This is a genomic window from Pseudomonas sp. GW821-FHT02A11 (genome assembly GCF_059421985.1).
Genome location: NZ_JBWKWB010000015.1, coordinates 21,442 through 34,807 on the forward strand (window position 1 = coordinate 21,442; position 13,366 = coordinate 34,807).

Genomic DNA, 13,366 nt, shown 5'->3' on the forward strand with positions numbered 1-13,366 from the left:
ATGAATTTCATTGAGCGAGTAGTATTTTCAATTTTATTCATTCAATGGATAAAAATAGGATAGTTGAAAACATGGATTCCACTGATCGGAATGATCAAGCAAAAGAAACAGGCGTGGGTGCGGTGTCCCGTCTGTTTGCGGTGCTGCGTTGCCTGGGCGAGTGCCCCGAGGGCGGCGAGCGGGTAACGCAGCTGGCCCAGCAGGTCGGCTTGTCGCAACCGACCACCCACCGTTTGCTGCGCAGCCTGGTGGACGAGGGCATGGTCGAGCAGGACGCACGCAGCAAGCGTTATCGCCTGAGTCTTGAGTTCTTCGCGCTGGCGGCCAAAGCCGGGCAGACCGGCAACCTGCGCGATGTGGTACGACCCAGCCTGTTGCGGCTGTCGGCGTCTCTGGGAGATTCGTTGTTCTTGCTGGCGCGCAGCGGCTTCGATGCGGTGTGTCTGGACCGCAGTGAGGGGCCGTACCCCATCCGCACTTTTACCGGCGACATCGGCGGGCGCGTGGCGTTGGGCGTGGGGCAGGGCAGTTTGGCGATTCTGGCGTTCCTCCCCGAAGAAGAGCGCGACACGGTCATCCGCTACAACCTGCCGCGCCTGCGGGATTTCCATCTGTACGACGAAGTCATGCTGCGCTCGGAAATCGACAACGTTCGCCGCCTGGGCTATGCCGCGCGCAACACCGGCGTGCTGGAAGGCATGGCCGGCCTGGCGGTGCCGATCCTCGACCGCGAAGGCCGGGCGGTGGCGGCCTTGAGCGTGGCCACCATCACCGACCGATTGAATGCCAAACGCATGCCCACGGTGGTGGACATGCTCAAGCGCGAAGCGGCGGCCATCGGCCAGAAGATCAACCCGTTCGACCCAGTGCTGCGCAGGCCTTCGCAGGTATTCGGGCAGAAGGAGTAGCGGATGAGTGAGTTACGGGATCGACAATTTTTAATAATATGGGAGCTAATCGAGCAAGGTCGCCAGCCACCAGACGAGCAAGGCGATAAATGAGCCAGTGGCGATGAATGAAGGGATTTGTATCGAGTAGCGGACGTTCCTTGGAAACGCTCGCAGCTCGGCATCATCGAACAGCGCCTTCTTCCTGAGCATCGGCTCGCAGGCCAAAGCCATGCTCAACAGAAATATTCTGCCGAGTTGGCTGTTCAAATGAGTACGGCCAGCAAGCTGGTCCAGTCGATCAATGATTTGACTGTTCTTCAGTAAAATATCGGTCGATTTAATTGAGCGCTTGGCCATGATGATCAGCACGGGAAAGTTCAGGATGTTAAGCATGAAAACAGCTGCTGACACGTATTCAATGAGTGTCATTTTTCCATTGCCTCGTAAAGTTTGTCGCCCATCCACTCTCCTGCAGCATCCCCGCCAGCGCCACCAATGAACCCGCCGGACGCCATCCCGATCAGGGCACATGCAATGGCTCCGGATCCCAGGGTCGGGAGACCCAGAACCACCGCGCATGTCGATGTGCCAGCTACTGCTCCCAGAGCTCCGCCATAGGAGCTGAAAGCAATATTCCCAGCCAGCTTGCTGGCCTCGACATATTTTGCCCGTGCGCACTCATCTTCACGGCCTGTGGCGCACGCTTCCTGAACTTCAATCGCACTTGCCGTGGCTGACAATCCCCACCCCACGTAGGTGCCGTTCTTCAAGAACTTCGCTGTGCGCGAGAGACTATCAATCCTCTGCGCGTACCCTTTAATGGTGCCGTTGTGCAGGTAGCTACGAGTTGAAACACCGAGCATTTTCTTGATTGAACCCCGATTTCGAAGACCCGTCCCGTAACGAGCCATGCCTTTGAGTTGCGTGTCGAGTTTCTGGAATAATCTCTGGCGGCTACTCAGAAACTGAGCGCGAGCGATCGGTGTGCCTCGGCGCAAGTAAAGTTTGTGATCGCGATCGATCTGCTCAAGCGTTTTGACAATCCCGTCCAGATGCCTCGCCCAAGAACCGCTGGCGCTGTCGATCAGCAGTCCGGCATGGCCCAGCAGACTCTGCAGCAGGTCATAGTTCTGCACGACGAATGTACCCACGCCCTCACTGCCCGGTCCAAATGCACGGCTGACAATGCGAGCGGCTTCCATCATGCGCGCCTCCTGCACTGTGCAGGACGTCGAGTGGCTGTCAGGGATGACGATGATTTGACCCGGCATCACCCACTGGTCACGCAGATGGGCGTTGACCGCATCGAATCGGGATAGGGCCCTGGGATTCAGGCCGAGACTGAACCGGATCGTCGAGTAATGTTGGCCTCTGTCATTGATGTACGCGTAGGGACCAGTCATGTGGGCCGAGATCCTCAAGAAAAAGGATCGGCAATATAAAAACCGAAACACACGCTTGTATGGCGTCGGCGGTACTTCAGGACGTTTCATCGCTAAATACGGAAACGTCCTACGTTCGTTGCCGGCGCTCGCGATAAGATGCATGAGGGTTCAGGCAGGAAAAACGCTTTATCTATCTGCTGCGAAATGCTGAACCGGCCGAGCAATGATCCGGTGTAGCAAATCGTGAAACCCGTCTGTCGGATCTTCATCGGCGGCTTTAAAGAAGCCTGTCGCGAGGTCGAAGTAACCTATGTAAGCCCGCCACTTCTGAAACGGTTATCCAGACCTTCTCAACGCGGCGGCACAGGGATGTGGCAAGCAGGCAACTTTCGGCCATTGTCTTACTGGCAGTCCGAAGACCGCAGTCCCCCCTGATGAGATTCCCCGTATGTCGAAATCCTTGAGATTGCAGATTCTGGCGCTGCTCAGCGGCAGCCTGGTGCTGGTGCTGCTGATTGCATTGGCCTGTTTTCAGTTTCTCTCCAGCAATGTTCACGCCTATCGCGGCTTGCTGGATGGCCCGCTGCATGCCTCGCAGCTGGTCGATCAGGCCAACCTTCAGTTCAAGATTCAGGTCCAGGAGTGGAAGAACGTTCTGCTGCGCGGCAAGCAAGCGGCTGACCGCGACAAGTTCTGGGGGCAGTTCGAGGAGCAGGAGCGTCAGGTGCAGGACACCCTGGCCCGTCTGAGCGCCATGAAGGGCCTGGACTCAACAACTCAATCGCAAGTCGACAAGCTGCGTGACGAGCATCGGGCGCTGGGCGTGGCGTATCGCAAGGGGCGTGATGCGTTCGTGGCCGCCGGTGGAGACCCGGTGGCCGGGGATCAGGCCGTCAAGGGCGTGGACCGCGCTGCCAGCGATCAGATGAGCGAACTGGTGGTCAGCCTGCGCAAACAGAGCGACGCGCAGTCGACCGCGATCAGCAGCAACGCCGATCAGACGATTCTCATCGGCACCCTGGTGATGCTCGCGTCCGCATTGTTGGTGGGTGTGCTGACGCTTTGGATGGTCAACCGCAATATCGTCGGCCCGATCAGCATGCTGATTGAGTATGTCGCGCAGTTGAGTCAGGGGCGCTTCAGTGACCGGGTGAACGTCACTCGCCAGGACGAGCTTGGTCGTCTGGCCGTGGCTGCCAATACCCTGCGCGACTTTCTCGCCGACACCTTTACCCGTTTGAAGCGCAGCACCACCGACCTGGACAGCGCTGGCGGCGAGCTCAAAGCCATCGCTGCGTTGATGGCACAGGGCACTCACGAGCAGTTCGAGCGCACCGATCAGGTGGCCACGGCGATGACCGAGATGTCGGCCACCGCTCAGGAAGTCGCCCGCCATGCCGCGCAAGCGGCTCACGCGGCGGATGAAGCGGATCGCAGTTCCCAAGACGGCGGCAAGGTGATGAGCGCGACGATCACCGCCATTACCCAGATGCGCGCCGAGATCAGCAACACCGCCGACGTGATTCGCCGTCTGGAGAGTGACAGCGGACGCATCGGCAAGGTGCTCGAAGTGATTCGCGGCATCGCCGAACAGACCAACCTGTTGGCGCTCAACGCGGCCATCGAAGCGGCACGGGCAGGGGATGCCGGGCGTGGTTTTGCCGTGGTGGCGGATGAAGTGCGCACCTTGGCCCAGCGCACGGCGGCGTCTACGGCCGAGATCAACCAGATCATCAGCTCGGTGCAGACCGGCGCCATCGATGCCGCGCAAGCCATCGAAAGCGGCCAGGCGCGCAGTCAGGAGAGTGTCGATCAGGTGGCGCTGGCGGGCTCCTCGCTGGCACGCATTACCACGGCGGTCGAAGCGATCCGCGACATGAACCGCCAGATCGCCACGGCAGCGGAAGAGCAGACCTCGGTGGCCGAAGACATCTCGCGCAACCTCACCGAAATCACCGCGATCGCCACCACCAACCAGAGCAACGTGCAGCGTACCCAGACCGCCAGTCAGGACCTGCATGAGTTGTCGGTAGGGTTGAATGACGTGATTTCGCGGCTGAGCGCTTGATCCATTCACCGCGCACTCCTGTGGGAGACGTCGGAGGTTACGACGGTATGGGCCGCAGTCGGACGAAGGCAGTGTGTCAGTCAGGCCGCTTTCGCCACTGTCGTAACCTCCAGAAGCTCCCACAAGGGACCGCGTTTGACGAGGGATTTGAAAGTGTTCCGTTGACAGGGTGGGTCACCCCTGACGGAACACCAGAGCTTTGAGGCCACCCTCAGGCTCGATGTCGGCAAACTCCGGCGGGTTCTCCAGCCGTTGCTCAAAGCGCAACCCCGGTGCTTCGCGCGTCACTTCTTCGATCAGAAACTCCGCGCCCAGCGCCGGGTCGTTCATGCACGCCAGTAGCGTGCCGTCGCACGTCAGTAGTTCGGGCAGTTTGCGCAGCACGCGCTGGTAATCCTTGGTCAGCAAAAAGCTGCCTTTCTGAAACGACGGCGGGTCGATGATCACCAGATCATAAGGCCCGGTGCTCTTCACCTTGCCCCAGGATTTGAACAGCTCATGACCGAGAAAGCTGACGCGGCTCAGGTCATGGCCGTTCAGGCGGTGGTTGTCGCGGCCCCGGCTCAGCGCTGCGCGGGACATGTCCAGGTTGACCACGAACTCGGCATCGCCCTCGATGGCCGCCACGGAAAACCCGCAGGTATACGCGAACAGGTTCAGCACGCGCTTGCCAGCGGCGTTGGCGCGCACCCAGTCGCGGCCATAACGCATGTCGAGAAACAGCCCGGTGTTCTGCTTCTTGCCGAAATCCACCCGGTAGCGCAGGCCGCCTTCGATCAGGGTCCACTCCTGCGGCATCTCGCCGAGCAGGGTTTCGGTGTGGCTGTCGGGCAGGTAGCGGTGTTGCAGCAGCAGGGTGTGGGCCTGGCTGTTTTTCCAGACGGGCGTCTGAATCAGCGCCGCCAGCAGCCCCTTCAAACCCTCCAGCTCCTCGGCCGCTGGCGCCTTGAACAGCGACACCAGCACCACGCCCTGCATCCAGTCGACCGTCAGTTGCTCAAGACCAGGCCAGCGACGACCACGTCCATGAAACAGACGACGGGTTTCGGCAGGGGCCGGGGCGAGGGCAGCGAGCAGGTGCGCGTTGAGGGTGTTCAGGGCGTCGGCGTTCATTCGAAGGGCAGAGGATCGGCAGTGAGAAAGGGCGGCATTCTAAACCCAAATCTGCGTCATGAATGATTATCCTGTGCGCCACACTCCATTGCTTCTCCAAGAAGGTCGCCCATGCCCCAGACCCTGATCCTGCGCGACGCCCAGGACAACGACATGCCTGCCGTACAGGCCATCTACGCCCACCATGTGATTCATGGCACGGCCAGTTTCGAGCTGGAGCCGCCCACCCTTGAACAGATGCTGCAGCGCCGCGCGGACATCTGCGCCAACGGGTTGCCTTATCTGGTGATCGAGTGTAACGGCGAGGTAGTGGGCTATGCCTACGCGACGCTGTACAGGCCGCGCCCGGCGTACCGTTTTACGGTGGAGGATTCGGTCTACGTGCGCGAGGGTATGGCCGGGCTGGGGATCGGCCAGCGGCTGCTGGAGGCGGTGATCCAGCGCTGCACCGATGATGGGCGGCGGCAGATGGTCGCGATCATCGGCAACAGCGAAAACCTCGCCTCAATCCGTCTGCATGAGCGCCTGGGGTTTCGCAAAGTCGGCGTGTTCGAGTCGGTGGGCTTCAAGCACGGTCGTTGGCTCGACACCGTGATCATGCAGCGCGAACTGGGCGAGGGGGCGGGCAGCACGCCTCAGCGCTGATAATAATCAGGGGCTGGCGCTGGCCCCTGATAACGGCTTTTCGACCGAGCGGTCCAAACGCTCCAGGGGTGTTCAAGTCTGGCCTCGCCCAGTGAGTCGCGCAGCCGGGACTGCGCTGCTCAGGATTAACGACCGATGCCGTTGTAAATTCGTTCGATGCCGGGCGCCAGACTGTTGTCGAAATCACAATTGTCTTTATCGCCCCGATATTTGAATCCCGAGCGAGGCAGGAATAAGCTTCGCGCCATTGATAGCGCCCGTACGCTCATTGTCGGGTGGTTTTTCGCACATTTCTGATCAGGAACTGCCATGTCCAGTCTGTTTCCCGCCGCCCGTCCACGTCGCCTGCGCAGCCATGCAAACTTCCGTGCGCTGTTTCAGGAAACCGAATTCACCCTGAACGATCTGGTGCTGCCGATCTTCGTCGAAGAAGAAGTCGACGATTTTGTGCCGATCAACAGCATGCCGGGGGTCAGCCGGATTCCGGAGGCCAAGCTCGCTCAGGAAGTCGAGCGCTACGCACGCGCCGGGATCAAGTCGGTGATGACTTTCGGCGTGTCCCACCACCTGGATGCCAGCGGCAGCGACACCTGGCAGGAAAACGGTCTGGTGTCGCGCATCTCGCGCACCATCAAGGACGCCGTGCCGGAAATGATCGTCATGTCCGATACCTGCTTCTGCGAATACACCGACCACGGTCACTGCGGCGTGATGCACGGCGCCCATGTCGACAACGACGCCACCATCGAAAACCTCGGCAAGCAGGCGGTCATGGCCGCTCGCGCCGGTGCTGACGTGATTGCCCCGTCGGCGGCGATGGACGGTCAGGTGCGCGCTATTCGTGCCGCGCTGGATGCCGCCGGTTTCACCAACACGCCGATCATGGCTTATTCGACCAAATTCGCCTCGTCGCTCTACGGCCCGTTCCGCGAAGCCGGCGGTTCGGCGCTCAAGGGCGATCGCAAGACCTACCAGATGAACCCGATGAACCGCCGCGAAGCCCTGCGCGAATCGCTGCTGGATGAGGCCGAAGGCGCCGATGCGCTGATGGTCAAGCCCGCCGGCGCGTACCTGGACATCATCCGCGACATCCGCGAGGCCTCGAACCTGCCATTGGCGGCGTATCAGGTCAGCGGCGAGTACGCGATGATCAAGTTCGGCGCACAGGCCGGCGCCATCGACGAAGGCCGCGTCGTGCGCGAGAGCCTGGGCGCGATCAAGCGTGCGGGTGCGGATCTGATCTTCACTTATTTCGCGATGGATCTGGCGCTGCAAGGGATTTGATCCGGCGGGTTTACAGATACGTCTAACGCGTACGCCAGTGCGAGCGCCGCACAAGGTGCGGTACGGCGCGGTATCCACTGTGGGAGCGAATTCATTCGCGAAGGATCGGTACGGGCAATACACCACTATCGCCTGGACTATTTTTCGCGAATGAATTCACTCCCGCAGGTGCGCGGTGGTGCCGCGATGGGTGCGTCTTGATACGGCGTCAGCAGTGCGAGCCTTTCAATTCACACCTGCCAGGTCTTGCTCGCCTCGGTGAGCATTTCTTCGATCAGTACGCTGAAACGCTGGCTCAGCAGACTCTGCGGGCGGTCTTCCGGCAGCAGCAGGTAGGTTGAAAAACGGATCTGCGGCGCGAACGGGCGGGTTTCGATGCCCATGTGCAGGTATTCCCGCGCCACCATGGGGCTGACGATGCTCACACCCAGCCCCAGCGCCACCAACGAGCAGACGGTCGCCGCGTAAGGCGTCTCCAGGTTCAGCTTGCGGTATTCCTTGTCTGCCGCAAACGCCCGATCCACGCGGGTGCGCGAGCCGTCGTTGAGCGACAGAGAAATAAACTCTTCGCCGTACAGATCCTGCGGTTCCACGGCTTGCAGCGCTGCCAGCCGATGCCCTTTGGGAAACACGCACACCCCCGGCACGTCGCAGATCTTGTGTGTGCGCACCCCCGGCATTTCCTCGCCCACATAGGACGCCAGCCCCACGTGACAGAACTGCGAGGCCGCCCAGTGCGCCACCATCGGTGAGTCGTTGGTGTGGATGGATATCGCCGCCTCGGGGTTCTCCTGCCGAAAACGCTGAATGACCTTGGGCAGCAAGGTCAGCGACAACGACGGCACCGCCGCGATGCGCAACTGACCGGTGCCGCCACGGCGGATGTTCTGCGCCGATTTCTCCAGGCTCTGCAAGCCGATGAAGGCCCGCTCGACATCGGCAAACAGCGCCGCACCTTCGTCGGTGGGCAGCAGACGCCCACCCACCCGTTCAAACAATTTGAAGCCACTGCCACGTTCCAGCTGCGCGATCAGCCGGCTGATGTTGGGCTGCGAGGTGTGCAGGGATTCGGCGGCAGCGGTCATCGAGCCACTCAACATCACGGCGCGGAAGGCTTCGACTTGTTTGAAGTTCATGGCGGGTCATATCAAATCGGTATGGGTGACCAATGTATTGTCATTTGTTGGCATGAGCCAGAGGCTTTATAACTGTTTTCGACATCGACAGTTCGCGCAGACGGACACGATGCCACGGCGCACGCACGCGCTGCATTCTCGCTGAATCCTCTGCCCTTGAAATCGTTGCGTGGTGACGCCTCGTTCGTCGCCGCGCTGGTAGTTAACCAGGAGGCAATATGTCGTTTTCGTTGAAATCCCTCGTTCGTGTCATGGCTCTTTCATGTGTCTCCCTGGCAGGGGTGGCACAGGTCCATGCCGCCGAATTGCCGCCGGTGCCCGATGAAATCAAAGCGGCCGGTCAACTGCGTGCCGGGGTTCGCTGCGATCAGCCGCCTTATGGCTTCCAGAACAACAACGGCGACTTCGCGGGCGTTGAAGTCGAGATGTCCAAACAGATCGCCCTGTGGGCGCTGGGCTCCAAGGACAAAGTGAGCTTCACCTGCGTCACCGCCGAAAACCGCGTGCCGCAGTTGCTGGGGCGCAAGGTCGACTTTCTGATCGCCACCCTGGGCGTGACCCCGGAGCGTCAGCGCGTGATTGATTTCACGACGCCCTATCGCTGGGGCGCCAGTGACGTGGTGGTGAAAAAAGACAGCCCGATCAAATCGATCAAGGACCTCAACGGCAAGACCCTGGCGACCCTCAAGGGCTCGGTGCAGGCCAAGTGGTTCGAAGACCACATGCCCGAGGTCAAGACCCTGCGCATGAACAGCGCCGCCGATGCCTTGCAGACCTTCCGCCAGGGCCGCGCCGACGCCTACACCCACGACGCCGCCACCCTGGTGGTGGTCGCGGCCAACGATGGCGACGCACGGCTGATCAACGAACCGTTCCAGATTTCCGACGCGGCCATTGGTGTGCGCAAGAACGACGAAGCGTTTCGCGATTACCTCAGCGCGGCCGTGGCCAAGATGCACGAAGACAAGCTGTTTCGCGGCTGGGTCCAGCAATACGTGCCGCAGAACATCCAGAGCTACTACCTGAGCGTATTCGAGCAGGCCAAGCCTGAAGAAAAACTCTGACCGGGCGCCGTCATGGACTTCGATTTCAATTACCTGGTGGCGCAGTGGCCAGCCTTGCTCGACGGTGTGCTGATGACGCTGCGGGTATCGCTGCTGGCCATTGGTTGCTCGCTGCTGATCGGCATTCTCGGGGGCGCGGTGCGGTCCTTGCGCATCCCGGTGCTGTCGCAGATTGTGGTGCTCTACGTAGAGCTGATTCGCAACACGCCGATTCTGGTGCAGTTGTTTTTCATCTTCTACGGCCTGCCTGCGATCGGTCTGGAGCTGTCGCTGTTCTGGTCCGGCGTGGTGTGTCTATCGCTGTGGGCAGGTGCCTATCAGGTGGAAAACATGCGCGGCGGCCTTGCCACGGTGGAGCACAAGATGCGCGAAGCGAGCATGGCGTTGAGCCTCAAGCCCCATCAGTACTTTTATCTGGTGGCCTTGCCGATCGCCTTTCGCACCAGCCTGCCGGCCGTGCTCAATACCGCGATTTCCCTGCTGAAGAACTCCTCGTACCTGCAGGCCATTGGCCTGGCCGAACTGACCTTTGTCGCGGTGGACCGCATCGCCACGGATTTTCGGGCCATCGAGATGTTCAGCGCGATCTGCGTGATGTACCTGCTGCTGGTGGCGATCCTGTCCCTGTTGACCGGTCGTCTGTCTGCCCACTTGCAACGGCCTTTCCGGCACTGAGGCCGCGATGAATTTTCTGATTGAAAACTGGGGCTTCGTGCTCAAGGGCCTGTGGATGACCGTGCGCCTGGCGCTGGTGATTCTGCTGTTCACCACGATCATTTCGACGGTGTTCGGTGTGCTCGCCACGCTCAAGAACCGTGTGTTGTGGTGGGCGATTCATGGCTACGTCGAGCTGTTTCGTTCGATCCCGCTGATCGTCAACGTGTTCTTCATTTTCTTCGGCGCGCCGATGTTCGGCCTCGACCTGAGCCCGTTCGCGGCGGTGGTCACGGGCCTCACGTTATGGGGCAGCGCCAATGGGATTGAAATCGTGCGCGGGGGCCTGGAGTCGGTAAACCGCCACCAGTGGAAAAGCGCCTGGACCCTGGGCCTGCGCCCTTGGCAGATCTATCTGCACGTGATTGCCCCGCAATCGTTGAAAGCCATCCTGCCGGCCTACACGGGACTCTTGACCATGCTGGTGCAAGCCACGTCGCTCGGGGCGCTGGTGGGGGTGAGCGAGTTTCTCAAGGTCGGCCAGATCATCGTCGAACGCTCCACGGTCATGACCGGCGTCAGCCCTGCCTTTGCCGTCTACGGGGCGGTGTTGCTGGTGTACTTCGTCATCTGTTCATTGCTGAGCTGGCTCAGCCGTTATCTCGAACGTCGCCTGGGTCGCCCGGCGATGCGCGCCACTCGTTAAGGGATGTGATCATGCAAGAATCCAAAGTCAGTCGTCGCTTGAAAGAAGCCACCGCCCCTGAGGTCAACGAGTACATATACCGGCCTCGTCTGGAAGGGTTCGCCGACGGCTTCCTCAACCTGGGCAACGTCAACAAGGCGCACATCGTGATGCTCGCCGAACAGGGCCTGATTCGCGGCGAACATGCCACCGCCCTGGCCAAGGGCGTGCTGGACATGGAAGCGGCGGGGCCGGCTGTTGTCACCCTCGACCCGTCTCGCGAAGACGCCTATTTCAACTATGAAGCGCACCTCATTGAGCAGATCGGCACCGATGTCGGCGGCCGCCTGCACACCGGTCGCAGCCGCAACGACATCCTCGCCACCCTTGACCGCCTGCGTTGCCGCGAGGTGCTGATGGCGCTGATCGACTTGTTGATCCAGACCCGTCAGACCGCACTGAACAACGCCGAAGTCTTCGCCGAAGTGGTGATGCCCGGTTATACCCACCTGCAACCGGCGCAGCCGATCACCTATGGCTATTACCTGTCGGCGGTGGAGCAGGCGCTGGAACGTGACTGCAAGCGCCTGACCCAGACGCTGGAATCGATGAACCAGAGCCCGTTGGGCGCCGCAGCCTTTGCCGGTACGCCGTTCGACATCGATCGCGCACGCACCGCCGAGTTGCTGGGCTTCGACGGTTACCTGGACAACGCGCTGGACGCCGTGGGCTCGCGGGATTTCATCCTTGAAAGCCTGTCGCACCTGAGTCTGTTGTCAGTGTTCTGGAGCCGCGTGGCGCAGGATTACTTCGTGTGGAGCACCCACGAATTCAGCCTGATCGACTTCCCCGACAGCGTGGCGGCGACGTCGAGCATCATGCCGCAGAAGAAAAACCCCACGGTGCTGGAGTACCTCAAGGGTCGCACCGGGCACATCGTCGGCCTGCTGATGGCGGCCAGCGTGACGGTCAAGGGCAGCAATTTTTCCCACACCGGCGATGCCAACCGCGAGGGCACGCGAGGCTTTTGGGAAGCGGCCGAAGAAACCCAGCGCTGCCTGAAATTGCTGGAGCTCGTGCTGCGCACTGCCACGCCAAATATCGAACTGGCGGTCAAACGCGCCGGGGAAGATTTTTCCACGGCCACCGGCCTCGCCGATCTGATCGTGCGCGAAGCCGACCTGTCGTTCCGCGAGGCCCACCACATCGTCGGCGCGGCTGTGCGCATGGCGATGGACGCAGGCTTGCCCGCGCACCGGATCGACACCGACATGGTCGACATCTGCGCCATGCAGCAACTGGGGCATGCCCTGAACCTGCCCGCTGCCAAGGTCCGCGAGTGCCTGGACCCGACGGCGAATGTGCAGTCGCGGGATTCGGCGGGTGGCCCGGCGTTGTCGTCTCTGCGACCAAGCCTGATCCGCGCCAATGCCCGCTTGCAGGTCGAGCGTCAGTCCAATCAGGCGCGCCGGGATCGTCTGCTTGCCGCCCAGGAAAAACTTCAGGCGGCCACTCGCGCGCAGGCGGGCCTATGAAAAGCATGCTGACAGTCCGCGGGCTGCATAAGCATTTCGGTTCGGTGGAGGTGGTCAAGGGCGTCGACCTGGACGTGGCTCAAGGGGAGGTGGTGGTGATCATCGGCCCCAGCGGGTCGGGCAAGTCGACCTTCATTCGCTGCCTCAACAGCCTGGAGGAGCCTTCGGCGGGCAGCGTGGTGGTCGATGGCGGCGAGTCGGTACGCGCCAATGATCGCAAGGCCATGGCTCGCCTGCGTGAAGACATCGGCATGGTGTTTCAGGATTACACCCTGTTCCCGCACATGACGGTAATGGCCAACATGATTCTGGCGCCGGTCAAGGTCAAGGGCGTGAGCAAGGCCGACGCCCAGGCCAATGCCTTGGCCCTGCTGGACCGGGTGGGCCTCAAGCACAAGGCTGAGGGTTACCCTAGTGAGTTGTCTGGCGGGCAGCAACAGCGCGTGGCGATTGTCCGCGCCCTGGCGATGAAGCCGCGCCTGTTGCTGTTTGATGAGCCGACCTCGGCGCTGGACCCGGAAACCGTCGGCGAAGTGCTGAGCGTGATGAAGGGCCTGGCGGCGGAGGGCATGACCATGATCGTCGTCACCCACGAAATGGGCTTCGCCCGGGAAGTCGCCGACCGGGTGGTGTTTTTCGACGGCGGCAAGATCGTCGAGATGGGCCCACCGGCACAGATCTTTTCGGCGCCGGAGCATCCGCGCACGCGGCAGTTTCTGCAGAGTGTGTTGCATTGACGTCGGCGCGACTCAATAAGCCCTGACGGCTTGACGGTATCTGGCACCGTTTCGGGGGGCTCAAGGCTCGGCGCATACCGCTGTAGGAGCGAATTCATTCGCGATTGGCCAGTACAGACGATGAATTGTCATCGTTCGAAACACCGTCTCGCGAATGAATTCGCTCCTAC

12 protein-coding genes and 1 pseudogene are annotated in these 13,366 nt (G+C 61.1%); 9 read left to right on the forward strand and 4 right to left on the reverse strand.

Annotated features, from left to right (window positions below; translation table 11 throughout):
• Window positions 1-71 precede the first annotated feature (71 nt).
• A complete protein-coding gene (locus AC07V9_RS19680; RefSeq protein WP_495017322.1) occupies window positions 72-908 on the forward strand; it encodes an IclR family transcriptional regulator in 837 nt (278 codons plus the stop codon).
• Window positions 909-953: 45 nt separating this feature from the next.
• Here the strand turns inward: AC07V9_RS19680 and AC07V9_RS19685 are convergent, their stop codons facing one another.
• Window positions 954-1,319: a hypothetical protein gene (locus AC07V9_RS19685; RefSeq protein WP_495017323.1), complete on the reverse strand. Its 366-nt coding sequence runs from the start codon at window positions 1,317-1,319 to the stop codon at window positions 954-956.
• Complete coding sequence (locus AC07V9_RS19690) at window positions 1,316-2,293, reverse strand: hypothetical protein (RefSeq protein ID WP_495017324.1); 978 nt, start codon at window positions 2,291-2,293, stop codon at window positions 1,316-1,318. Before AC07V9_RS19690 ends, AC07V9_RS19685 begins: the two co-directional genes overlap by 4 nt.
• Before the next feature lie 775 nt (window positions 2,294-3,068).
• Here AC07V9_RS19690 and AC07V9_RS19695 point away from each other — a divergent pair.
• Window positions 3,069-4,343: pseudogene (locus tag AC07V9_RS19695) on the forward strand (methyl-accepting chemotaxis protein); the annotation flags it as partial.
• 174 nt (window positions 4,344-4,517) lie between these two features.
• Here the strand turns inward: AC07V9_RS19695 and AC07V9_RS19700 are convergent.
• Window positions 4,518-5,456, reverse strand: a complete 939-nt coding sequence (locus tag AC07V9_RS19700) for a class I SAM-dependent methyltransferase (RefSeq protein ID WP_495017325.1) — start codon at window positions 5,454-5,456, stop codon at window positions 4,518-4,520.
• Between the two features lie 111 nt (window positions 5,457-5,567).
• Between AC07V9_RS19700 and AC07V9_RS19705 the strand changes: the two genes are divergently transcribed.
• Both AC07V9_RS19705 and hemB read left to right on the forward strand, forming a co-directional pair.
• The gene (locus AC07V9_RS19705) at window positions 5,568-6,101 is read left to right on the forward strand and encodes a GNAT family N-acetyltransferase (RefSeq protein WP_495017326.1); all 534 of its coding nucleotides are present in this window, start codon (window positions 5,568-5,570) and stop codon (window positions 6,099-6,101) included.
• Window positions 6,102-6,410: 309 nt separating this feature from the next.
• Window positions 6,411-7,385, forward strand: coding sequence for a porphobilinogen synthase (hemB, locus tag AC07V9_RS19710; protein ID WP_495017327.1), 975 nt, complete (start codon window positions 6,411-6,413; stop codon window positions 7,383-7,385).
• 230 nt (window positions 7,386-7,615) lie between these two features.
• Here hemB and AC07V9_RS19715 read toward each other — a convergent pair whose 3' ends face one another.
• Complete coding sequence (locus AC07V9_RS19715) at window positions 7,616-8,521, reverse strand: LysR substrate-binding domain-containing protein (protein WP_495017328.1); 906 nt, start codon at window positions 8,519-8,521, stop codon at window positions 7,616-7,618.
• 218 nt (window positions 8,522-8,739) lie between these two features.
• Here AC07V9_RS19715 and AC07V9_RS19720 point away from each other — a divergent pair, with 218 nt between their 5' ends.
• Genes AC07V9_RS19720 through AC07V9_RS19740 form a run of 5 tightly spaced genes read left to right on the forward strand, consistent with a single transcriptional unit; the run spans window position 8,740 to window position 13,196 of the window.
• Window positions 8,740-9,585 (forward strand): transporter substrate-binding domain-containing protein, encoded by an 846-nt coding sequence (locus tag AC07V9_RS19720; RefSeq protein ID WP_495017329.1) that lies wholly within the window; start codon window positions 8,740-8,742, stop codon window positions 9,583-9,585.
• A 12-nt stretch (window positions 9,586-9,597) separates the two neighbouring features.
• On the forward strand, window positions 9,598-10,260 hold the full coding sequence (locus tag AC07V9_RS19725) for an amino acid ABC transporter permease (protein WP_495017330.1): 663 nt from the start codon (window positions 9,598-9,600) through the stop codon (window positions 10,258-10,260).
• 7 nt (window positions 10,261-10,267) lie between these two features.
• Complete coding sequence (locus tag AC07V9_RS19730) at window positions 10,268-10,945, forward strand: amino acid ABC transporter permease (RefSeq protein ID WP_495017331.1); 678 nt, start codon at window positions 10,268-10,270, stop codon at window positions 10,943-10,945.
• Between the two features lie 11 nt (window positions 10,946-10,956).
• Window positions 10,957-12,459 (forward strand): argininosuccinate lyase, encoded by a 1,503-nt coding sequence (argH, locus tag AC07V9_RS19735; RefSeq protein ID WP_495017332.1) that lies wholly within the window; start codon window positions 10,957-10,959, stop codon window positions 12,457-12,459.
• Window positions 12,456-13,196, forward strand: coding sequence for an amino acid ABC transporter ATP-binding protein (locus AC07V9_RS19740; protein WP_495017333.1), 741 nt, complete (start codon window positions 12,456-12,458; stop codon window positions 13,194-13,196). Before argH ends, AC07V9_RS19740 begins: the two co-directional genes overlap by 4 nt.
• Window positions 13,197-13,366: the final 170 nt, after the last annotated feature.